Raw genomic sequence first — 22797 nt, forward strand, 5'->3', positions numbered from 1 at the left:
GTCAACCCAGCGCCTTCTTGTAGCGGCCTTCGACGAGGCGGTTGTAGCTCAGCATCACCACCAGATTGGCGAGCAGCAGCACCAGCGCAATGGCAGCGCCTAGCGGCCAGTTGAGCTCGTGCAGGTATTCGTCGTAGACGACCGTCGCGACCATCTTCAGCCGGCGCCCGCCGAGCAGGCCCGGGATGGCGAAGGAACTGGCCGAGAGACCGAACACGATCAGGCTGCCCGAGAGGATGCCGGGCATCACCTGCGGCAGCACGACGCGCCTGAGCGTGGTGAAGGGGGAAGCGCCCAGCGACAGCGCCGCGTTCTCGACGCCGGCGTCGAGCTTCTGCAGCGAGGTCCATACCGGGATCACCATGAAGGGCAGCATCACGTGCACGAGGGCGATGACGATGGCCGTCTCGGTGTAGAGCAGCTTGACCGGGCCGATGCCGATGATGCCGAGCATCCCGTTGACCAGGCCCTCGGGCCCGAGCAGCATGCTCCAGCCGAAGGCACGCACCACGACCGAGACCATCAGCGGCGCCAGCACCACCAGCAGCAGGATCGAGCGCCACGGGTTGCGCATGCGGCTCAGCACGTAGGCCTCGGGCGTGCCGATGAGAACGCAGATTACGGCGACCAGCGCCGAGATCCAGAAGGTCCGCCAGAAGATGCCGTAGTAGTACGAGTCGGTGAACAGATGAATGTAGTGATCGAGCGTGAACTCGCCGGCCTTCGGACCGGTCGTGGCATCGTAGACGTTGAAGGACAGCACGGCTGTCAGCAGCAACGGCACCAGCAGCAGCGCAGTGAAGAGCAGCAGCGCGGGCGTGGACAGCCACCAGGGCGTGGTCTTCCTTGCGAGGCCGGTCATGCAGCCGCCCTCTGCGCCCCGGCCGCCTCGTCGGCAGGCAGCAGGCGCGTGCAGTGCGGCGGCCAGTCCACGCCGACCGTCGTGCCTTCGTCAAGCGCGTCGCGGCCGTCGTTGGGACTGAGCACCATCAGGTCGCCGACCAGGGTCGCAACGCGATAAAGCCACTGGCTGCCCAGGAAGAAGCGCTCGCCGACCGTGCCGTCGAGCCGGCCGGCGCCACTGGCGGTGAACTGGATCTTTTCGGGCCGCACGCTCAGCAGCACCGACGCGCCGGGACGGAAGCCGGCGTCGTCGACATCGACCCCCAGCGGACCGATCTCGACGCGCGTGCGCGTCCCGGCCGAGGCCACGCGGCCTTCCAGCAGGTTCGCCTTGCCGACGAAGGTCGAGATGAAACGGGTGCGCGGATGTTCGTAGCAGCGATGCGGATGGTCGATCTGGGTCGCGCGGCCCCCCTCCATGACAACGACACGGTCGCTGATGGACATCGCCTCGCTCTGGTCGTGGGTGACCATGATCGTGGTGGTGCCGACCTTGCGCTGGATCTGGCGCAACTCGAATTGCATCTCTTCGCGCAGCTTGGCGTCGAGGTTGGACAGCGGCTCGTCCAGCAGCAGCACCGGCGGCTCGATCACCAGCGCACGGGCGAGCGCGATGCGCTGCCGCTGGCCGCCGGAGAGCTGGCGCGGAAAGCGGTCGGCGTGCGCCTCGAGGTGCACCAGCGCGAGCGCCTGCGCCACGCGCTCGCGGCGCTCGGCCTTGGGCATCTTGCGCATCTCGAGGCCGAAGCTCACGTTGTCGGCCACCGTCATGTGCGGGAAGAGCGCGTAGGTCTGGAACACGATGCCGAGGCCACGGGTGTTGGCCTTGGCATGGGTGATGTCCTTGCCGTCGAGCGCGATGCGGCCGCTGCTGACGGCCTCGAATCCCGCGACCATCTGCAGCGTGGTCGTCTTGCCGCAGCCCGAGGGGCCGAGCAGCGACACGAACTCGCCTTTCTCGACGGACAGGTCGATCGCCGACACGGCGCAGGTCGCGCCATAGAACTTGGTCACGCCGGAAAGTTGAAGAAACGACATCCATGGGCCTTTCGTTGCAGTCGAGGCGGCGGCGGGCTCCACCGGCAACGCGCACTGCTTCGGCGCGCTGCGAGAACTGAATGCCCGTCGCTTTCGCATTGAATCTATTGCAATAACCGAACCATGCCTCCACGGGTATTCCATTAATCGGAACTTTTCTTCGTTTTATTCCATTGAATGAAAGTCTTGCGCTAAACTGCCAGCAAAATATTCCGCAGGAACAAGGTATGACGACGTCCCCGGCCGCCACTGGCGGCGTGCCCCGCGTGTTTTCGGTGATCCGGGCGCTGGCCGAAGCGCAGGCAGACGGTGCACGCGTGACGCAGGTCGCACGACATGTGGGCCTGACCCAGGCCACCACGCACCGTTTGCTGCAGTCGCTGATCGGCGAAGGCATGGTCGAACAGGACGAGCGCACCAAGCTCTACCGGTTGAGCATCGATTTCTTCGCGCTGGCCGCGAAGGCCGGCAATCCCGGCAATTTGCGCGAGTTGTGCCGCCCGGTCCTGCTGCGCCTGTGCGCGAGCCTGGGCGACAGCATCTTCCTGCTGGTGCGCAGCGGCTTCGAAGCGGTCTGCCTGGACCGGAGCGAAGGCCCCTTTCCGATCCGCTCCTTCACGGGCGATGTCGGTGGCCGCGTGGCCTTGGGCGTGGGCCAGGGGGCGCTGGCGATCCTCGCGTTCCTGCCGCAGGAAGAACGCGAAGAGGTCATCCGCTTCAATCTGGCACGGGTGCGCGAGTACGGGGTCTACGACGAGGTCTATCTGCGCACCGAGATCGAACGCGTCCGCCAGGCAGGCTTCGCGGCACGCAACAGCGGGCTGCTGGAAGGCATGGCCGGGGTCGCGGTGCCGATTCTCGATCGCGAAGGCCGCGCGGTGGCGGCGCTGTCCGTCGGCACCATCGCCGACCGTCTCAACCCAGAGCGCCTGCCGACCGTCGTCGAATTGCTCAAGCGCGAAGCGGCGACTATCGGTCCGAAGATCAATCCCTTCGATGCCACGCTGCGGCGGCCCGCACAGAGCCTGGCGAGTTCGCCCGCGCCGCAACGCATCGACGGCACGCAGCCCGGGGCGACGCCATGACGCCAGTCGTTCCGCGTGTGCTGCTGGTCAAGTCAGGCGGAGAAGCCGCCGTCGCGGAATGGCGGGCGCATCTGCAAGGGTTCGCGCCGCACATCGCCGTGCACGGGTGGGACGATCCGTCGGTCGCACCGGACAGCGTCGACTACGCACTGGTCTGGCAGCCGGAGCTCGGCCGCCTGGCCGCCCTGCCGAACCTGCGACTGGTGCTCAGCGCGGGCGCCGGCGTCGACCACATCACCGCCGATCCCGGGTGGCCCCGGCAGGTGCCGCTGATCCGCTCGATACCGCCCGAGACGGCGCAGCGAATGGGCGAATACGTCGCCATGGCGGCACTCGCGCTGCTGCGCAACCTGAAGCGCCTGGTGCGGCAACAGGATGCCCGCGAGTGGACCGCGTTCGAGGTCGAGCGCAGCGCGCCCGACACCTGCGTCGGCATCCTGGGGCTGGGGACCCTGGGCCTGCGATCCGCGCAGATGGTGAGCGCCCTCGGCTTCCGGACCATCGGCTGGTCGCGCACCGCCAAGGCCCTCGAAGGCGTCCATTGCTACGCCGGCCCCGGCGAACTGGATGCCTTCCTGTCCCGCTGCGACATCCTGGTTTGCCTGCTTCCCGCCACGGCGCAAACCGAGGGCATCCTGAACGCCGACCTGCTGGCCCGGCTGCCGAAGGGTGCCGGGCTGGTTCACGCGGGGCGTGGGTCGCAGCTCGACCTGGACGCGCTGCTCGCGGCACTCGATTCGGCGCAACTGAGCGGGGCCTTCGTCGACGTGTTCGCCGAGGAACCTCTGCCGAGGGACCATCCGGCCTGGTCGCACCCCGGGATCTTCGTCACTCCGCACGTGGCCGCCACGGTCACGCGGCGCATGCGCGCCAGGTTCTTCGCCCAGCAGATCGCCGCCTTCGAAAAAGGCGAGCCGGTCCAGGGGCGCTTCGATCCGGTGCGCGGGTATTGAGCAGGACTTCATCCGCCCGCGGGCGCCGTGTGCGCCTGTGCGACGATCCAGTCGCGGAAGGCCCGCAGCAACGGTGCTTCGGCACGCGACTCCGGATAGACGAGGTAGTACGCGTCGGAGCTCGTCAGGGCTTCCGGAAACAGCACCACCAGTTCGCCCGCGCCGATCTCCGCCTCGACCAGGAAGCTCGGCAGCAGCGCGGCGCCGAGGCCCGATACGGCGGCCTGCGCGATCATCGCGAACTGCTCGAAGCGTGGCCCCCGCAGCGCCGGCACGCCCGCCGTGCCGACCTGCGCGAACCATTCGGCCCACTGGGTGGGTCGCGTGCTCTGCTGCAGCAGCACGACCGCGCCGAGGTCCGACACCGAACGGATCCCGTGCGCGCGCTGAAAGGCCGGGCTGCAGACCGGGACCGTGCGCTCGTGCATCAGGTATTCGCAACGAGCCCCGGCCCAATGCGGGGCGCCGAAGTGGATGGCCGCGTCGAAGGGCTGCTGCGAAAAATCGAAGGGCTCGGAGCGGGCGGCGAAATTGACCGTCACCTGCGGATGCCGGCCCGTGAAGTCGCCCAGCCGCGGAATCAGCCAACGCGTGCCGAGGGTCGGCAGCACCGCGAGGTTGAGCAGGCCACCGCCACCGGACAGCGCCATGGCCTTTTGCGTGGCGCCCGAGAACTGTTGAAGCGCGGCGCGCACGTCCGCCGCGTAGACCCGCCCGACGTCCGTCAGGACGACCCGCTGCCGCACCCGATGGAACAGGGCGAGCCCGAGTTGCTGCTCGAGCTGGCGAATCTGCCGCGAGACCGCGCTCTGGGTGAGGTGCAGTTCCTCGGCCGCGCGCGAGATGCTCGCGTGGCGCGAGGCGGCCTCGAAAGCGAGCAGGTCGGCCATGGGGGGCAGGAAGGTCTTGTGGAACATCATGAAGTACGGGAATGATCATCCCGCCGGCCAACGGGCCTCCGCACTTGGACTACCCGACTGGCCCGGCGAGGAGACGGAAGCCTACTTCATTCTCAACGTTCATCAAGTTCTTCCGAATTTTTGCTATGCAAACGTTGCGGATTCGCCGACATTGCATCCACCAACCCATTGCCCCGAGAACCCCTCATGCCAGACGCACCTGCCTCCACTGCCGCCCCCATCGCCGCCCAGGTCGATCAACTGCTGCAACGCCTGGGCGTGCCGAAGTCGGCGTACGCCGATGGCGAACTCGCCGTGCGCTCGCCGATCAGCGGCGAGACGATCGCCCTGGTGCGACAGACCTCGAGCGAAGAAGCCAAGGCCGCGATCGGCCGCGCCCATGCCGCGCACCTGGCGTGGCGCCTGGTGCCCGGACCGCGTCGCGGAGAACTGGTGCGACTGCTGGGCGAAGAGCTGCGCGCGGCCAAGGCCGACCTCGGCCTGCTCGTGACCCTCGAGGTCGGCAAGGTGCCGTCGGAAGGCGCGGGCGAAGTGCAGGAGATGATCGACATCTGCGACTTCGCGGTCGGCCTGTCGCGCCAGCTCTACGGGCTGACGATCGCGACCGAGCGCCCCGAGCACCGGATGATGGAAACCTGGCATCCGCTGGGCGTGGTCGGCGTGATCTCCGCCTTCAACTTCCCCGTGGCGGTCTGGTCGTGGAATGCGGCGCTGGCGTTGGTGTGCGGCGATTCGGTGGTCTGGAAGCCCTCCGAAAAGACGCCCCTGACCGCGCTCGCCACGCACGCCATCGCACAGCGCGCGCTCGCCCGCTTCGGCGATGCGCCCGAGGGCCTGCTCGAGCTGCTGGTCGGGCAGCGCGATATCGGCGAAGTGCTGGTCGACGACCCGCGCGTGCCGGTGCTGTCGGCCACCGGCTCGACGGCGATGGGACGCCAGGTCGGCCCCCGGCTGGCCGCCCGCTTCGCGCGCGCCATCCTCGAACTCGGCGGCAACAACGCGGCCATCGTCACGCCCTCGGCGGACCTCGACCTCGCCTTGCGCGGCATCGCCTTCGCCGCCATGGGCACGGCCGGCCAGCGCTGCACCACGCTGCGCCGGCTCTTCGTGCATGACGGCATCTACGACACGCTGGTGCCCAGGCTCGCGAAGGTCTATGGCCAGGTGAAGGTCGGCGACCCGCGCGCCCCCGGAACGCTGGTCGGGCCGCTGATCGATGGCGCCGCATTCGACGGCATGCAGAAGGCGCTGGCGGAAAGCCGCGCGGCCGGCGCGACCGTCCATGGAGGCGAACGCGTGGCCGGCATCGGCGGCGATGGCGCGTACTACGTCCGCCCCGCGCTGGTCGAGCTGCCGGCCCACGCCGGCCCGGCCTTGCGCGAGACCTTCGCGCCGATCCTCTACGTCGTGCGCTACAGCAGCTTCGACCAGGCCATCGAGTGGCACAACGCGGTCGGCGCCGGCCTGTCGTCCTCGATCTTCACGCTCGACATGCGCGAAGCCGAGCGCTTCATGTCGTGCGCCGGATCCGACTGCGGCATCGCCAACGTCAACATCGGCCCGAGCGGCGCGGAGATCGGTGGCGCCTTCGGAGGCGAGAAGGAAACCGGCGGCGGCCGCGAAGCCGGCTCCGACGCATGGAAGGCCTACATGCGCCGCGCGACCAACACCATCAACTACTCGACCGCGCTGCCGCTGGCCCAGGGCGTGACTTTCGACATCGGGGACTGAGCGTGAGCGCCACCGCCACCCTGGCGCACGAAGCGGCGCCAGCGCCAGCGTTCGCGCCGTCGCAGCGCATTCGCGCCATCGGCGTCTCCGAGATCCTGCGCATCACCGACCATGCGAATGCGCTGCGCCGCGCCGGCCGTCCGGTGATCGTGCTGGGTGCGGGCGAACCCGACTTCGAGACGCCGGAGCACATCCGTGCGGCGGCCACGCGAGCCATCGCGCGCGGCGAGACGCGCTACACCGTGCTCGACGGCAGCAACGAGATGAAGACTGCCGTGCGCCACAAGTTCCAGCGCGACAACGCGCTGGACTACGCCCTCGACGAGATCAGCGTCAGCGCCGGCGCCAAGCAGGTGATCTTCAATGCGCTGATGGCCAGCCTGGAACCGGGCGACGAGGTGATCCTCCCGGCGCCCTACTGGACCTCCTATGCCGACATCGTCCGGATTTGCGGCGGTGTGCCGGTGGTGCTGCCCTGCAGCGAGGCGCGCGGCTTCCGCCTCGATGCCGGACAGCTCGACGCGGCGATCACGCCGCGCACGCGCTGGGTCTTCCTGAATTCGCCCTCCAACCCGAGCGGCACGGCCTACAGCGCGGCGCAGCTGCGACCTCTCACCGAGGTGCTGCTGCGTCATCCGCAGGTCTGGCTGCTGGCCGACGACATCTACGAACACATCCTCTATGACGGCCTGGCCTTCGCGACGCCGGCTGCCGTGGAACCCGGGCTGCGCGAGCGCACGCTGACCGTCAATGGCGTCTCCAAGGCCTATGCAATGACCGGTTGGCGCATCGGCTACGGCGCCGGCCCGCGCGACCTGATCGCGGCCATGGCCGTCGTGCAGAGCCAGTCGACGTCCTGCCCGTCTTCGGTCAGCCAGGCCGCCGCGATCGAGGCACTGACCGGGTCGCAGGCGCTCATCGGCGCGCGCCGCGCCGATTTCGAGGCCCGCCGCGATGTAGTCGTGGAAGCGCTCAACGCAATCCGCGGCCTGCACTGCCGCAGGCCCGAGGGCGCGTTCTACACCTACGCCAGCTGCGCCGGCGTGCTCGGTCGCTCCACCCGTCGCGGCATGCGACTGCAGACCGACGCCGACTTCTGCCGCTATCTGCTGGAGGACTTCGAGGTCGCGGTCGTGCCGGGCAGCGTGTTCGGGCTGGCGCCGTATTTCCGCATCTCCTATGCCACTTCGATGGCGCAGCTGCAGGAGGCCTGCGCGCGCATATCTGCGGCCTGCGCGGCGCTCGAATAACGGCCTCTCCCCGCTTGGAAACTCCCATGACAACCCTCCGCACCGGCGGCCAGATCCTGGTCGACCAACTCGTCGCGCATGGCGTGCAGCAGCTCTTCTGCGTCCCCGGCGAGAGCTTTCTCGCCGTGCTCGACGCCCTCCACGATGCTTCCATCGCCGTCACCGTCTGCCGCCAGGAGGGTGGCGCGGCGATGATGGCCGAGGCCCAGGGAAAGCTCACCGGCCGCCCCGGCATCTGCTTCGTCACGCGCGGGCCCGGCGCCACCAACGCCGCCGCCGGGGTGCACATCGCGCACCAGGACTCGACACCGATGCTGCTCTTCGTGGGCCAGGTGGCGCGCGACGCACTGGGGCGCGAAGCCTTCCAGGAACTCGACTACGGCGCCGTCTTCGGCACCCTGGCCAAGTGGGTCGTCGAGGTCGACGATCCTGAGCGGCTGCCCGAACTGGTGTCGCGCGCCTTCCACGTCGCCACGTCCGGCCGCCCCGGCCCGGTGGTCATCGCCTTGCCCGAAGACATGCTGACCGAAGCCACGGATGTCGCCGACGCCCAGCCGTATGCGGTGACCGAAACCCATCCGGGCGCGGGCCAGATGGGCGAGCTGATGCGGCGCCTGGCCGCGGCGGAGCGTCCCGTCATGGTGCTGGGAGGAAGCCGCTGGTCGGAAGCCGCGACGAAGCAGATCGCGGCCTTCGCCGAGGCCTTTTCGCTTCCGGTGTACTGCTCGTTCCGCCGCCAGATGCTGTTCAGCGCCGAGCACCCCTGCTATGCCGGCGATCTCGGCCTGGGCGTCAATCCCGCGGTGCTGGCGCGCATCCGCGCGGCCGACCTGGTCCTGCTGGTCGGCGGACGCCTGTCCGAAGTGCCGTCGCAGGGCTATGAACTGCTCGATATCCCGACGCCCCGGCAGGCGCTGGTGCACGTGCATGCCGACGCCGACGAGCTTGGCAAGCTGTACCGTGCGACGCAGGCCATCCACGCCACGCCGCAGGGCTTCGCCGAGGCAGCCGCCACGCTGCACCCCGCTTCGGCGCCGAGCTGGCAGGCCGCGACCGCCCAGGCGCGCGCGGCATTCCTGGCCTGGAGTGATCCGGCGCCGATCCGCATCCCGGGCCCCTTGCAGATGGGCGAGGTGATGACCCATCTGCGCGAGGTGCTGCCGGCCGACACGATCTTCTGCAACGGCGCCGGAAACTTCGCCACCTGGGTCCATCGCTTCTGGCCGTTTCGCACCTTCGCCAGCCAGCTGGCGCCGACCAGCGGCTCGATGGGCTACGGCCTGCCGGCCGGGGTCGGCGCCAAGCGGCTGTGGCCCGAACGCGAGGTGGTGGTGTTCGCCGGCGACGGCGACTTCCTGATGCATGGCCAGGAGTTCGCGACCGCCGTGCAGTACGGCCTGCCGATCATCGTGGTGCTGCTGGACAACGCCATGTACGGCACCATCCGCATGCACCAGGAGAAGCACTACCCGGGCCGCGTCAGCGCCACGCAGTTGAAGAACCCGGACTTCCGGGGCTATGCGCAGGTGTTCGGCGGCCACGGCGAACGCGTGACGTCCACGGCGGAGTTCGCACCGGCACTCGCGCGCGCACGGGCCAGCGGCAAGCCGGCGATCCTGCATTGCCTGCTCGACCCGGAAGCGATCACCCCGACCAGCACCTTGGAGGGCATTCGCGCCGCGGCGGCGAGAAACCTCGTGCGAATGGGTGCTTGAGTTCAGAGTCTGGAGTCGCGTATCGATGGCGCCCTCGTTCGCGGCGTCATTTGCCGGCCAGGGCGACCACAGAAGCGCTGGCGCGCAGCAAGTCGGCGGCGGCGTCCTTCTCGTCCGGCGGACGGACCAGCAGGACCGGGACGGGCGCGAGGCGCAGGATGCGTTCCGCCCCGCTGCCCAGCAACAGCCGCTTTGCGCCACGCCGTCCATGCGTTCCCAGGACGATGAGGTCGGCGCCCCAGTCGCGCGCCTCGGCCGCCACCTGGTCCTGCAGGGAAGAGGGGAAAGTGTCGCGAAAGCGCGTGTCCGCCTCCACGCCCGCAGACTTTGCCGTGGCCAGCGCCGCATCGAGAATCCGCTTGGCTTCCGAGCGCATGGTGTTCACCGCATCGCTGGCGTAGGCGGACTCGCTGCCCATTGCGAGCGCGAACGAAAGCTCGTCGATCACATAGAGGAGCCGAACCTGCCCGTCGGTCAACTTGGCAACGCGGATGGCTTCATCGAGGCCGCACATCGATGTGGCGCTGCCGTCGACGGGAACGAGGATTCGCTGGTACATGGCATCTTCCTTTGCACAGATCAAGGTGCCTTCCAGTATTGCCACCGCGCGCGCGCCCACCTTGACGCGGCGCAAACAGTCGTGCGCGGGCTCAGCGATTCAGTACGCACTTGTCGAACAGGTGCGGGGCGTGGCCCTCGGGGTCGTAGCGCTGCTTGAGCCGGGCGTACGCGTCCATGTCGTAGGCGCGGTCGAACTCCTCGCGCGTAAAGAAGCTGTCCGAGTAGAGCGACTTGATGCCGCCCAGGCGCAGCACTTCCTGCTCGACCAGCCGATTGAAATGGCCGGGCTCGTGGGCTTCGCGGCGCTCGACGACATCCCAGAAGCCGAAGTTGACATACAGCGTGCCTGCCCCGAGCGGAAACAGAGGAAACACCACGCCTGGGTCGGGGGCACGCATCGGGCAGATCCAGACAGGCAGGATGCCGATCTCGCGCTGCAGGAACTCCAGGAAGTCGGGCGCCGCGCGCAACGGAATGTCGACGTCCTGGATGACCGATTCGGTGTGCAGCCCGCGCCACCTGGCCAGGCGCCTGGTGATGCCCCAGCGGGCATTCAGGCGCATGAGCCGCGTGTAGGTCCGAGAGTTCAGGTGCCGGCGGCCAAACAGCTGGCGCATCACCGGGTTCTGCGCGCCAACGTTGCGCGAGCACCAGAACCAGTCGGTATCCCAGCGCCAGAGATAGTCATGCACGCTCAGGTGGTCCACCGGCATTTCCAGCAGCGACCGGTAGTAGATGCGCCTGAACTCGTAGTTGCTCAGCCAAGGCGCGGAAGTCTCGAAGCGCGCGACGTTCAGCACCAGCGAACGGGCGCCGAACACCACGCCGTCGACGAAATCGGCGTCGCCCATGCAGGCCTCGGCCAAGGCCGCGAAGAAGCCCTGGGGGTGGTCGAAGGCGACGTGCTCAACGCGTACGCAGGGCTGCACGGGCAAGGTGCGCAACACCAGCCGCAACGCGTAGCCGAGCGAGCCGTAGGAGTTGGGAAAGCCGAAGAACAGGTCGCGGCATGCGTTGTCAGGCGTGCAATTCACGATGCGCCCATCCGGCAGCAGGACGTCGAGTTCCAGCATCGAATGATGCACCAGTCCCTGGCGCATCGAAGTCGCCTCGATGCCCACGCCCGCCACCGCGCCACCCACCGTGATGGTCTTGAGCTGCGGCACCACGGCCGGCATCATCCCGTGCCGCAGCGTGGCCGCGACCAGGCTCTCATAGGTTGCCATGCCCTCGACCTCGACGGTGTTGCGCGCAATGTCGAGGCCGATGACGTGGTCGAAGTCTCGGAGGTCGATCCGGCGGCGCGGGCCCGCTTCGCGGTCGCGGAAGAGGTTGGACGTGCGCTTGGCAAGCGCAACCTGCGCCGCAGGTCCCGGCTCTCCTGCATTCAGCGCGGCCAGCAGGCGGGTTCTTCGCGCCGCATGGGCCAAGCCCTCAGCGCTCGGGACCATACAGATGTCCACGGCTCATCGGGTAGCCGCTGCTTGCATTGCCCTTGCTGAAGACGATCTGAAAAAGGTGCGTATAGCCTGCCGGCGAGCGGAACATCTCGGCGCAGCCCATCAGGTAAGTGCGCCAGAGGCGTCGAAAGCGCTCGTCGAAGCGCTGCGGATCCAGCGCCTGTATGGCGGGCCACTGCTGCTCGAACCGCTCGGCCCAGGCATCGAGCGTGGGGGCGTAGTGCCGCCGCAGGTTCTCGATGTCCAGCACTTCCAGTCCCCTGCGCTCCATTTCCACGATCACGTCGGCCAGGCTGGGGATCCAGCCGCCGGGGAACACGTGCTTCCGGATGAAGAGCTCGGTCTCGAATCGCCCCACATGGCCGATGAAGTGCAGGATGCCGAGGCCGCCCGGCTTCAGGAACTGCGCGTGCGCCTGGATCACTTCGGGGAGCTGGTCGCGCCCCGCGTGTTCGAGCGTGCCGATCGAGACGACCTTGTCGTACTGCGCGTCGACATCCCGGAAATCGGCCTCGCGCACCTGCAGCGATCCCTCCAGCCCGCGCCGCGCAATCTCGTCGCGCAGCCACTCGACCTGTTCGGTGGTGGTATTGAGGCCGACGCCCGTTGCGCCGATGGTTTCCTGGGCACGAAACATGAAGCCGCCGAAGCCGCAGCCGATGTCGATGAAGCGGTCTTCGGGCTTCAGCAGTATCTTGCGGGCCACATGATCGATCTTGTGGCGCTGCGCTTCTTCCAGGCTGCGCGTTCCCTCGGGCCAGTAGCCGCAGGTGTACATCATCAGCGGGTCGTCCAGCCACAGCCGATAGAAGCCGGTGCCCAGGCCGTAGTGCGCTCGCGCGTTCGCCTTGGCCTGGGCCGGGTTGCGGTTGGAGTGGCGGAATTCGTGCAGATTGTTCTCGATCCCGTTGAGCGCGCCGGCCTGCCGGTCGAATCCCGAGGCCATGCCGGCTGCCAGGCCGGCGCCGAAGTCGCCCTCGACATCCACTTCCTGGCCGAAGTAGGCCTCCATCAAACCAATGTGGCCCCGCGTTGCAGTGGCGAACAGGGCGGCCTCGGTATGGAATGTGATGGTGAAGACCGGGGCGCCCTCGCCAACCGGAAAACGGCTGCCATCGGGCATGACGACCGCGAAGCAGGTTGCCGCTCGCTCGCCGATGCCGTCCAGCATGTTGCGCAAGGGCGCTGACAACATCGTGGTGTCGCCGGCACGCTGGGCGTGCCGGTGTCGTTGAGAGGCGTCGTCGGGCATGGGCGTGTCGGCAGCGAGGATTCGATCCTAGGGTGGCATCGCGGGAGGCGCTTGACGCACATCAAGCAACGACGCGTCTCGTTCCCCGGCCCGGGCAGGTGCCTGGCGGCACCGCGCCCCGGCCGTTGCCGGGAAAGGAGTCAGTACCGCACCGAGCCCCGCGCCGGGCCGGAACGTCGCCAGGCCCTTGAGCCCGCAGCGCCAGGCGTGCAAGTACAAGTCCTTGAATTCCTCGTAGGAGCAGTCGGCGGGCACATTGACCGTCTTTGAAATGGCCGCGTCGATGTAGGGCGCCACCGCCGCCACCATCTCCACATGCGCCAGCGCGCTCATCTGATGCGCCGTGACGAAGGCCGGGCCGAGCGCGGCCTGCGCGCCCTTGCGCTGGCGAAAGAGCCTTAGCGCATGGTCCTCGACCGCATAGTCCTCGATGCCGCCCTCGGCCAGGCGCTTGCGCCGCACGAAGGTCCAGGCGTACGCCGGCTCGATGCCGTTGCTCGCGTTGTCCGCGAAGGCCAGGCTGATGGTGCCGGCGGGTGCGATCGACAGCAGGTGGGAATTGCGCATGCCGTGGGCGCGAATTCGCGCCTTCAGCGGCGGCGGAAGGCGGGACGCGAAAGTGTCCCGGCCCAGGTAGGCGTCGGCATCGAAAAGTGCAAACGCGCCTCGCTCCCGGGAGAGTTCGCACGATGCGACATAGGCCGCATCCCGAAGAGTCCGCGCAATTCGCCGCGCCGCTTCGCGGCCTTCGGGGTCGTCGTACCGCAGGTTGAGCATGACCAGCGCATCGCCCAGCCCGGTAAAACCCAGTCCGATGCGCCGCTTGCCGAGCGCCTCCTGGCGCTGTCGCTCCAGGGGCCAGGCGGTGATGTCCAGCACGTTGTCCAGCATGCGCACGGCCACGCCGGCCAGGCGGGCGAAGCCCACGTCATCGAATCGTGCGGAAGGCTCGAACGGATCCTCCACGAAGCGCGTGAGGTCGATCGATCCGAGGCAGCAGGCGCCATAGGGCGGCAAGGGCTGCTCGCCACAGGGATTGCAGGCCGCGAGTGTTTCGCACGCCGACAGGTTGTTATCGGCGTTGATGCGGCCCAGGAACAGCGCACCGGGCTCCGCATGCGCGTAGGCCGACCGCATGATCTGGTCCCACAGTGCTCGCGCGTGCCGCACCCCATACACCCAAAGCCCGTCGCCGCGCCGATGGTGGGCGCCGGTGCGGATGCGGGGGCCTGGCTCGGCCCGATGCACCAACTCGATGGACCGGTCACCGCAAACCGCCTCCATGAACGCATCGGTCAGCCCCACCGACAGGTTGAAGTTCGACAGTTCGCCGTGGTCCTTCGCGCGGACGAAGTCCTCGATGTCGGGATGGTCGCAGCGCAGCACGCCCATCTGGGCGCCGCGCCGGGCCCCGGAAGATTCGAGGGTCTGGCAGGAGCAGTCGAATACCCGCATGAACGGCACGGGCCCGGACGCGCTCGACTGCGTACCGGCCACCCAGGCGCCCCGCGGCCGGATGCGCGAGAAGTCGTAGCCCACGCCACCGCCACGGCGCATCGTCTCGGCCGCCTCGGCCAGGGCGACATAGATGCCTGGGTATCCCTCGTCATCCCCCGTGATCGAATCTCCTATGGGTTGCACGAAGCAATTGATGAGGGTGGTCAACAGCGTGGTGCCGGCTGCCGATTGAATGCGTCCCGCGGGCAGGAAGCCACTTCGCAGCGCCTGGAGAAACCGCGATGCCCAGGCCTCGCGATGCTCCGGCTTTTCGGCCTGCGCCAGGGCGCGCGCCACGCGGCGATGAATGTCGTCGATGTCGCGCTCGCCCTCTCGGGCGTATTTTTCGATCAGCACGTCGCGGCTGATGGGCTGTGCGGGCAACGCGGGAAATGACGGGCCGCCGGGGGCATCGATTGCCATGGGCATCACCAGGAGTGAGCACTTTGGAAACCCCATGATCGCCGCGGCCACCCCTTCGGACTTGCGCTAGCGCAACCGCGGGCGCTGCGTCGTGCCGCACAGATCCCGAGCTTGCGCAAGGCGACCCCTCATTCAGTCGACGGCACCGCCGATGGGTGGTCGCACAGCGTCATCAGGTCACCGAGCACCATGCGTGAGGGAACGAGTTGGCTGTCACAGATTCGAGCATCAAGCGCGGCGCCGAATTCGAACTTGATCTGGCGAAAGGACCGCCGCTTTGAAACGCGAACTGGACGCGCTATTGTTGATAGTTTCATTGGGAGAGATAGAATTTCTATCCCCCACGAAACGCCCCCCAACCTCGCCCTCCGGGCCTGGGTCGCGCAGGCGGGAGTTGATCTATGAACGCATGCGCTCAGGAGATTGGCAGTGATCATGATCGAGCGCTGTTGATCGCCGCTGCCAGAGCCGTCCAGGCCTTGGCAGCCGGGATGCGCGAGACCTTCACGGCGGCGCAGAAGGCGGCGGACGGATTCCCGAAGGACGATCGGATCATCGCGCCGCAGCTGTGGCCTTCTGTCCATCGGGCCGAGTTGTTCGCCAGCCAGATGCTCGCCTACGCCGGCGCGCAGTCCCTGGCGCCTGCCCGGCTCGAGTTGCTTCCCTTCCTGTCCGACCTGGGCAACAGCCTGTTTCAGACGCTGGACATGCGCGTGCGCGTGTTCGTCGACGTTGGCCACGACTGTCCACTGTGCTTCGCGGACGGTGAAGCCCTTCGGGATGCGCTCTTGAATCTGGTCATCAACGCGCGCGACGCCATGCGTGATGGGGGACGAATTCAGCTCTCGGCAAATGCCGCCACTGCCGACGACGGCAGCCCTGCGGTGGCCATCTCGGTGGCCGACGATGGTGTCGGCATGGCAGCCGATCTTGCGGGTCGCGCGATGCTCCCGTTCGTCACCACCAAGACCAACGACCCGAAGGCCGGCATGGGCCTCGCGGCCACCGATGGCTTCGCCCGTCAGTCGGGAGGACGCCTCGAACTGTCCTGTCGGCAGGGTGGCGTGACCGCGACCCTGATCCTGCCGCAGTCTGCCTCCGAGGGTCTCCGACAAGGTCCGGGTGACATGGCGAACGCGTGACGATCGAGTTGGGTCGGCAGACGCCGTCAGCCTCACGCGCTTCATCCATGCATCGCCCACTCCTTGCCGATGCCCGCTTTTCCGGCGGCCGCGTCCTTGCCCGTGGCGATGGCGCTGATCCCGGATGACTTCGCTTCGTCGCCGACCGGCTTCTTCGCCTTCCCTTGCGGGCGCGCGTCCACCTTGGCCTGTGCCCGGCTCTGCTGCTTGCTGTTGGTGATTGTCTGCTGCTCGGACGATGCACCTGGCGGATTCTGTGCATAGGCACTGGCCGCCAGCATCGCGCTCGGGCTGGATCGTCTTTGCCGCCTACCCGCGCCATGGGGTGATGCGCGGTAGCCATCGCCTCACGTTCGCCCGGTAGCGCTTGTACTCGTCGCCGAACTGCTCGCCCAGCACAGGCTCTTCGTAGGCGACAACGAACAAGAAGAATCCGGCCCACACGATCGCGCCGTACCCCAGCACCATGACGCTCCCGAACAGGAGGCCCTGGCCGGCGATCAACGCCGTGACTGCGACGTACATCGGATTGCGGACGTAGCGATAGAGCCCGGTGACGACGAGGCGCTTGGGAGGCATGACGGGTGCCGGCGTGCCGAGGCCCTGCAACGCGAAGCGAGCGAATGAATCGAGCAAGATGGGCAACCCGGCCACGATCAGGGCGGCGCCGAGCACGCGCGCGGTCGGGAACAGCGCAGGCGCGAAGTGCCAGAGAGTGAGGTACCAAGGGAGGTACACGGCGAGCGTGCCCGGAGCGATGACCAGGAAGATCGCGGAACCGATGATCGCGGGGGCGCGCTGCACGACAGGATCGTACTCAACGCCTCCGAGAATCGTGCGGATTGGGCGAGCGCTGGCGTCGCGTGATGTCCTGTGCGAGGTCGTCGTCGCCGCGAGTTCTACACCGCGCACCCGGGAATACCCTCAAACACCCCCTTTCGAATCTTGCCTACATTTCTTGTATGCAAGACAACGTGCAGCTTGCATGCAAACCTTCATGAGGAATCTTCATGCCACGTTTCGCCAAATCGCTTTTCGGTCAGGTGGTCATCGCGCTGGTGCTCGGCGTCGTGGCGGGCCTGTTCTTCCCGGACTTCGCCGTCAAGCTCAAGCCTCTCGGCGACGGCTTCATCAAGCTGATCAAGATGATCATCCCGGTGCTGGTGTTCTGCGTCGTGGTGCACGGCATCTCGGGCGCCGGCGACCTCCGGCGGGTCGGCCGGGTCGGGGTCAAGGCGCTGGTCTACTTCGAGGTGCTGACCACCGTCGCCCTGGCGCTCGGGCTGGTGCTGGCCTTCGTCTTCAAGCCCGGCGTCGGCATGAACGTCGACCCGTCCAAGCTCGACCCGGCGGCCATGAGCGCCTATGCCTCGACCGCCGACAAGCTCACCAGCGGCGGCACGGTCGAGTTCCTGATGAAGCTGATCCCGACCACGGTGGTCAACGCCTTCGCGACCGGCGACGTGCTGCAGGTGCTGCTGTTCGCGGTGCTGTTCGGCTGCGCGCTGACCTTGCTCGGCGAACGCGGCCGCCCGGTGGCGCAGGTGGTCGATGCGCTCTCGCTGGTGCTGTTCAAGATCATGGGCATCATCATCAAGCTGGCGCCGCTGGGCGTGCTGGGCGCCATCGCGTTCACCGTCGGGCAGTACGGCGTCGGCTCGCTCAAGCAGCTGGGCATGCTGGTGGCGCTGTTCTATGTCGCGGTGCTGTTCTTCGTCTTCGTGGTGCTCGGGCTGGTGATGCGCCTGTCGGGCTTCAGCCTTGTCAAGCTGCTGCGCTACCTGCGCGAAGAGCTCACCATCGTCTTCGCCACCACCTCCTCCGACAGCGTGCTGCCGCAGATCATGGCCAAGCTGCGCCACATGGGCATCCGCGACTCGACCGTGGGCCTGGTGATTCCGACCGGCTACTCGTTCAACCTCGACGCCTTCTCGATCTACATCACGCTGGCCGCGGTGTTCATCGCCCAGGCCACCAACACGCCGATCTCGATGGCCGACCTGCTGACCATCCTCGCGATCGCGCTGGTCACCTCCAAGGGTGCGCACGGCGTGCCGGGCTCGGCCATCGTGGTGCTGGCCGCCACTTTGCACGCCATCCCCGCGATCCCCGCCATCGGGCTGGTGCTGGTGCTGTCAGTCGACTGGTTCATGGGCATTGCCCGCGCGCTCGGCAACTTGATCGGCAACTGCGTGGCCACCGTGGCGATCGCCGCCTGGGAGGGCGACATCGACCGCGAACGGGCCCATGCGGTGCTCAACGGCACGCACTCGCCCGAAGACGAGCCCTTGGCCGAACCGGGCTCGCCGGCCGCCATCCCGGCCACCCATTGACCCGCCGATGACCGACGTCACGCCCACCCACATCGCCGAGCGCGTGGTCGAAGCCATCCTGGCGCAGAAGCTGGCGCCCGGGGAGCGGCTCGGCGAGCAGGCCCTGGCCGAGAACTTCGGCGTCAGCCGGACCATGGTGCGCGAGGCGCTGATGCAATTGCAGGCACGCGGCTTTGTAGAGGTCCAGTCGCGGCGCGGCTGGTACGTGGTCGAACCCTCGGCCGACGAGGCACGCGACGCCTTCGCCGCCCGCCGCATCGTCGAAGCCGGCATCCTGGCCGAAGCCGGCCGGCCGCTCGCCAAGGTGATCCGCAAGCTGCGCGAGCACATCGCCGACGAGCAGCGCGCAATCGCCGGCGCCGACGCCGCCACCCGCGCCTTTCTGCTGGCTGACTTCCACGTCTGCCTGGCCGACCAGATGGGCCACCGCCTGCTGTGCGACGTGCTGCGCGACCTGACCGCACGCACCACCCTGGCGGCCACCCTCTTCCAGTCGCGGCACGAAGCGGTCGAGTCGTGCGCCGAGCACGCCGCGATCGTGGCCGCGCTGGAAGCCGGCGACACGCCCCACGCCCGGCAACTGATGCTCGACCACATCGGCAACGTCGAGCAGGCGCTGCAGGTCGAGGCCCCGCCGCAGCCCGACGCCGACGAACGCCTGCGCAGCACGCTGGCGCCGGTCGCACTGCCTCGCGGCATCCGCTGACACGCGTCGACCCTGAAACGAAGGCGGTTTCGGCTAAAGTCGATCCGGCTATGAATTCACCAGCGCTGCAGCGCGGCACCTTTCTCTTCCTGCTGGCGGTCGTCACGATCGCCTTCGGATGGATCCTCTTCCCCTTCTTCGGTGCCGTGATGTGGGGCCTCGCCCTCGCGATCCTGTTCACTCCGATCTACCGGCGGCTGCTCAAGAAGATGGGCGGCCGGCGCAACCTGGCCGCCATCACGACGCTGCTGATGGCGATGGTGGTGGTGATCATCCCACTGGTCGCGGTCAGCCTGTCGCTGGTCGAGGAAGTGTCGCTGCTGTCGCAGAAGATCCGCTCCGGCGACATCAGCTTCTCCAGCTACTTCCAGCAGGTGGTCAACGCGATCCCGAAATGGGCGCTGAGCCTGCTCGACCGCTTCGGCCTCGGCAACGTCGAAGGCCTGATCAAGCAGGTCTCGCAGGCGGCCGCCCGGGGCAGCCAGGCGATCGCCACCCACGCCGTGGCGATCGGCCAGAACACTTTCGAATTCCTCATCAGCTTCGGCATCATGCTGTACCTGCTGTTCTTCCTGCTGCGCGACGGCGCCGAGCTGTCGAAGACGATCCGCGCCTCGCTGCCGCTGGCCAAGCCGCACACCCACTACCTGCTGAACAAGTTCACCACCGTGATCCGCGCCACCATCAAGGGCAACGTCGCGGTGGCGGCGGCGCAGGGCCTCATCGGCGGCGTTACCTTCTCGCTGATGGGCTTGCAGGGCTCGCTGCTCTGGGGGGCGCTGATGGCCTTCCTGTCGCTGCTGCCGGCGGTCGGCGCGGCGCTGATCTGGGGTCCGGTGGCGATCTACTTCCTGGCCGTCGGCGCCACGGCCAAGGCCCTCGGCCTGATCTTCGTCGGCGTCTTCGTGATCGGCCTGGTCGACAACATCCTGCGGCCCCTGCTGGTCGGCAAGGACACCCAGATGCCCGACTACGTGGTGCTGATGTCGACCATCGGCGGGATCGCGCTGTTCGGCATCAACGGCTTCGTGATCGGCCCGGTGATCGCGGCGCTCTTCATGGCGGCCTGGGATCTGTTCGCCTCCTCGAACGAAGCCGACGACAACGCGCCGCCCCCATTGTCCTGACAGGGAACCCGAACCATGAATCGCAGCGGGCCCAGCCTGCGCTACGCCACCAGCCCCTTGCTGGCGAGCAAGACGCCGGCCTGGCGCAGCAAGTTCATCGTCGCCGGCATCGCGCTGGGCTTCGCCGTGCTGGCCGGCCGCGCGATCGACGTGCAGGTGATCGACAACGACTTCTTCCAGCACCAGGGCGAGGCGCGCTACGCCCGCACGCTCGAGCTGCCGGCCAGCCGCGGCCACATCCTCGACCGCAACGGGCTGATCCTGGCCTCCGACGTGCCGGCGCCCAGCATCTGGGCGATTCCGGAAGACGTCGACCAGGACGACCCGGCGCTGGCCCCCCGCCTGCGCAAGCTCGCCGAACTGCTCGGCATGCCGGTGGCCGAGGTCTCGCGCAAGCTCGGAGAGGACAAGAGCTTCGTCTGGCTCAAGCGCCAGGTCGACGACGGCGTCGCCAAGCAGATCGCGGCGCTCGACATCAAGGGCATCTACCAGCGCCGCGAGTACAAGCGCCAGTACCCCGAGGGCGAGGCGGCGGCGCACGTGGCCGGCTTCACCAACGTCGAGGACGTCGGCCAGGAGGGCATCGAGCTGGCCTTCGACAAGGAACTGTCGGGCAAGGCCGGCTCGCGCCGGGTGATCAAGAACCGGCTCGGCGCGGTCGTCGAGGACCTGGGCGAGCAGGTGCCGCCGGTCGACGGCCACGATGTCCAGCTGAGCCTGGACGACCGGGTGCAGGCGGTCGCCTACGAGACGCTGCGCGACGCCGTGGTCGCCAACAAGGCCAGGGCCGGCAGCGCGGTGGTGGTCGATGCGGCCACCGGCGAACTGCTGGCGATGGCCAACTACCCGAGCTTCGACCCCAACGACCGCCGCAAGATGACCGGCGAGCAGCTGCGCAACCGGGCCATGACCGACGTCTTCGAACCCGGCTCGACGATGAAGCCGATCACCGTGGCGACCGCGCTGCAGCTGGGCCGGATCACGCCGCAGACCGTGATCGACACCAATCCGGGCCGCATCACGGTGGCCGGCGCCACCATCCACGACGACGAGAACTTCGGCGTCCTGACGACCGAGACGGTGATCCAGAAGTCGAGCAACGTGGGCGCCACCAAGATCTCGCAGCGCATGACGCCCAAGGAGATGTGGGACTCCTACACCTCGCTCGGCTTCGGGCAGAAGCCTCAGACCCAGTTCCCGGGCGCCGTGACCGGCCGGCTGCGGCCCTGGAAGTCCTGGCGCCCGATCGAGCAGGCCACGATGTCGTACGGCTACGGCCTGTCGGCCTCGCTGTTCCAGATCGCCCATGCCTACACCGCGTTCGCCAACGGCGGCAAGGTGATCCCGATCACCATGCTCAAGACCCATGAGCCACCGGTCGGCGTCCCGGTGTTCTCGGAGCTGGTCGCGGCCCAGGTCCGCAAGATGATGCACATGGCGGCCGCGCCCGGCGGCACCGCGCCGCTGGCGCAGACCGAAGGCTATTCGGTCGGCGGCAAGACCGGCACCGCCCACAAGCAGGTCGGCAAGGGCTATGCGAGCAACAAATACCGCGCCTGGTACACCGGCATGTCGCCGATCGACAAGCCGCGCATCATCGTCGCGGTGATGATCGACGAGCCGAGCGCCGGCAAGTACTTCGGCGGCCTGGTGGCGGCGCCGGTGTTCAGCGCCGTGGTGCAGCAGACGCTGCGGATCCTCAACGTGCTGCCCGATCTTCCGGTGGCGTCGCAGGCGCATTGAGCCACCACTGCTCGCCGAAGCGGCCCTGCAGGAAGGCGACGAAGCTCGACACCTTGCCCGGCACCAGCTTGGGCGAGGGGAACACGGCGTGGATCTCCTGCTCGGCCAGCCCATGGTCGGCCAGCACTTCGCTCACCTGCCCCGACGCCAGCGAATCGCTCGCCACGTAGCGCGGCATCAGCGCGATGCCGAGGCCGGCCCGCGCGGCGGCCAGCACGGCCGACACGTTGTTCGAGCGCAGTCGGCCCGACACCGGCACCGTGACCGGCTCGCCCTTGGGCGTGTGCAGGTGCCAGACGTCGTCGCCGACCACGCTGCTGTAGATCAGCGCCACGTGGGCGCTCAGGTCCTGGGCCTTCTTGGGCGCTCCGTGGGCCCGGAGATAGGCCGGCGCCGCCACCATCACCCATGGATTCATCCCGAGGAAACGCGCGCCCAGCGACGAATCGGCCAGCTTGCCCATGCGGATCGCCACGTCGATGCCCTGCGCCACCAGGTCGACATAGCGATCCTCGAAGCTCAGGTCGACCTGCACCTGCGGGTGCCGGGCCATGAATTCGAGCGCCAGCGGCACCACCACCCGGCGGCCGAAGGCGGTCGAGGTGCCGATCCGCAGCAGGCCCTGCGCCTGCGACTGGCGGAGCTTGACGATGCTCTCGGCCTCCTCGGCCTCGCGCACGATCGACTTGCACTTCTCGTAATAGAGCGCGCCCGCTTCGGTGAGGCTGACGCCGCGGGTGTTGCGGTTCAGGAGCCGGGCCCCGAGACGGGCCTCGGTGGCCGCGACCTGCTTGGTGACAGTGGGCTGGGTGGTGTTGAACTCGCGCGCCGCCTTGGAGAAGCTGCCGGTCTCCACCACGCGCACGAACATCTCCATCGCCAGCAATCGGTCCATCCCCGGATGGTAGCCAGTTATTCCACCCAGGAATAGGCTTTATGGCCGCGAGCCGTCTTCTGC

General features: G+C 68.0%; 20 protein-coding genes. 10 read left to right on the top strand and 10 right to left on the bottom strand.

Annotated features, from left to right (window positions below):
- Position 1 precedes the first annotated feature (1 nt).
- Positions 2–862, bottom strand: a complete 861-nt coding sequence (locus QZH52_RS00500) for an ABC transporter permease (RefSeq protein WP_301802324.1) — start codon at positions 860–862, stop codon at positions 2–4.
- Positions 859–1941 (bottom strand): ABC transporter ATP-binding protein, encoded by a 1083-nt coding sequence (locus tag QZH52_RS00505; protein ID WP_301802326.1) that lies wholly within the window; start codon positions 1939–1941, stop codon positions 859–861. The genes QZH52_RS00500 and QZH52_RS00505 overlap by 4 nt, the downstream gene beginning before the upstream one ends.
- A 227-nt stretch (positions 1942–2168) precedes the next feature.
- On the opposite strand from QZH52_RS00505, the gene QZH52_RS00510 reads away from it, so the two are divergent.
- Both QZH52_RS00510 and QZH52_RS00515 read left to right on the top strand, forming a co-directional pair.
- Complete coding sequence (locus tag QZH52_RS00510; RefSeq protein ID WP_301802327.1) at positions 2169–3026, top strand: IclR family transcriptional regulator; 858 nt, start codon at positions 2169–2171, stop codon at positions 3024–3026.
- A complete protein-coding gene (locus QZH52_RS00515) occupies positions 3023–3979 on the top strand; it encodes a 2-hydroxyacid dehydrogenase (protein WP_301802329.1) in 957 nt (318 codons plus the stop codon). The genes QZH52_RS00510 and QZH52_RS00515 overlap by 4 nt, the downstream gene beginning before the upstream one ends.
- A gap of 8 nt (positions 3980–3987) precedes the next feature.
- Here QZH52_RS00515 and QZH52_RS00520 read toward each other — a convergent pair whose 3' ends face one another.
- A complete protein-coding gene (locus tag QZH52_RS00520) occupies positions 3988–4896 on the bottom strand; it encodes a LysR family transcriptional regulator (RefSeq protein WP_301803315.1) in 909 nt (302 codons plus the stop codon).
- Positions 4897–5085: 189 nt separating this feature from the next.
- Between QZH52_RS00520 and amaB the strand changes: the two genes are divergently transcribed.
- From amaB to QZH52_RS00535, 3 genes are read left to right on the top strand one after another with little or no spacing between them, the layout of a single operon-like run.
- Entirely contained in the window at positions 5086–6630 is a 1545-nt protein-coding gene (amaB, locus tag QZH52_RS00525) for an L-piperidine-6-carboxylate dehydrogenase (protein ID WP_301802333.1), read from the top strand.
- 2 nt (positions 6631–6632) lie between these two features.
- Positions 6633–7880 carry a pyridoxal phosphate-dependent aminotransferase gene (locus QZH52_RS00530; protein ID WP_301802336.1) on the top strand — a complete coding sequence of 416 codons (1248 nt, stop codon included), beginning with the start codon at positions 6633–6635 and terminating at the stop codon, positions 7878–7880.
- A gap of 26 nt (positions 7881–7906) precedes the next feature.
- On the top strand, positions 7907–9595 hold the full coding sequence (locus tag QZH52_RS00535; RefSeq protein ID WP_301802337.1) for a thiamine pyrophosphate-binding protein: 1689 nt from the start codon (positions 7907–7909) through the stop codon (positions 9593–9595).
- A 46-nt stretch (positions 9596–9641) separates the two neighbouring features.
- Here QZH52_RS00535 and QZH52_RS00540 read toward each other — a convergent pair whose 3' ends face one another.
- From QZH52_RS00540 to QZH52_RS00555, 4 genes are all read right to left on the bottom strand, one after another.
- On the bottom strand, positions 9642–10154 hold the full coding sequence (locus tag QZH52_RS00540; protein WP_301802340.1) for a universal stress protein: 513 nt from the start codon (positions 10152–10154) through the stop codon (positions 9642–9644).
- A 91-nt stretch (positions 10155–10245) separates the two neighbouring features.
- Positions 10246–11607, bottom strand: coding sequence for an FAD-binding oxidoreductase (locus QZH52_RS00545; protein ID WP_301802342.1), 1362 nt, complete (start codon positions 11605–11607; stop codon positions 10246–10248).
- Positions 11591–12868, bottom strand: a complete 1278-nt coding sequence (locus QZH52_RS00550) for an SAM-dependent methyltransferase (RefSeq protein WP_301802345.1) — start codon at positions 12866–12868, stop codon at positions 11591–11593. The genes QZH52_RS00545 and QZH52_RS00550 overlap by 17 nt, the downstream gene beginning before the upstream one ends.
- 27 nt (positions 12869–12895) lie before the next feature.
- Positions 12896–14788, bottom strand: a complete 1893-nt coding sequence (locus tag QZH52_RS00555) for an adenosylcobalamin-dependent ribonucleoside-diphosphate reductase (protein WP_436411525.1) — start codon at positions 14786–14788, stop codon at positions 12896–12898.
- 401 nt (positions 14789–15189) lie between these two features.
- On the opposite strand from QZH52_RS00555, the gene QZH52_RS00560 reads away from it, so the two are divergent.
- Positions 15190–15930, top strand: a complete 741-nt coding sequence (locus QZH52_RS00560; RefSeq protein WP_301802347.1) for an ATP-binding protein — start codon at positions 15190–15192, stop codon at positions 15928–15930.
- A 41-nt stretch (positions 15931–15971) separates the two neighbouring features.
- Here QZH52_RS00560 and QZH52_RS00565 read toward each other — a convergent pair whose 3' ends face one another.
- Positions 15972–16211 (bottom strand): hypothetical protein, encoded by a 240-nt coding sequence (locus tag QZH52_RS00565; protein WP_301802350.1) that lies wholly within the window; start codon positions 16209–16211, stop codon positions 15972–15974.
- A 28-nt stretch (positions 16212–16239) separates the two neighbouring features.
- A complete protein-coding gene (locus QZH52_RS00570; protein ID WP_301802352.1) occupies positions 16240–16734 on the bottom strand; it encodes a methyltransferase family protein in 495 nt (164 codons plus the stop codon).
- Between the two features lie 206 nt (positions 16735–16940).
- Here QZH52_RS00570 and QZH52_RS00575 point away from each other — a divergent pair, with 206 nt between their 5' ends.
- Genes QZH52_RS00575 through QZH52_RS00590 form a run of 4 tightly spaced genes read left to right on the top strand, consistent with a single transcriptional unit; the run spans position 16941 to position 21839 of the window.
- Positions 16941–18263 carry a C4-dicarboxylate transporter DctA gene (locus tag QZH52_RS00575; protein ID WP_301802355.1) on the top strand — a complete coding sequence of 441 codons (1323 nt, stop codon included), beginning with the start codon at positions 16941–16943 and terminating at the stop codon, positions 18261–18263.
- 7 nt (positions 18264–18270) lie between these two features.
- Positions 18271–18969, top strand: a complete 699-nt coding sequence (locus QZH52_RS00580; protein WP_286536705.1) for a GntR family transcriptional regulator — start codon at positions 18271–18273, stop codon at positions 18967–18969.
- Positions 18970–19019: 50 nt separating this feature from the next.
- Positions 19020–20096: an AI-2E family transporter gene (locus QZH52_RS00585; protein WP_301802360.1), complete on the top strand. Its 1077-nt coding sequence runs from the start codon at positions 19020–19022 to the stop codon at positions 20094–20096.
- Between the two features lie 15 nt (positions 20097–20111).
- Positions 20112–21839: a peptidoglycan D,D-transpeptidase FtsI family protein gene (locus tag QZH52_RS00590; protein ID WP_301802361.1), complete on the top strand. Its 1728-nt coding sequence runs from the start codon at positions 20112–20114 to the stop codon at positions 21837–21839.
- On the opposite strand, the gene QZH52_RS00595 is transcribed toward QZH52_RS00590, so the two are convergent.
- Positions 21796–22734 (bottom strand): LysR family transcriptional regulator, encoded by a 939-nt coding sequence (locus QZH52_RS00595; RefSeq protein WP_301802363.1) that lies wholly within the window; start codon positions 22732–22734, stop codon positions 21796–21798. The two genes, QZH52_RS00590 and QZH52_RS00595, sit on opposite strands and share 44 nt — an antisense overlap.
- Between the last annotated feature and the right edge of the window lie 63 nt (positions 22735–22797).

Source organism: Variovorax ginsengisoli (assembly GCF_030486595.1).
Classification (GTDB): Bacteria; Pseudomonadota; Gammaproteobacteria; order Burkholderiales; family Burkholderiaceae_C; genus Variovorax; species Variovorax ginsengisoli_B.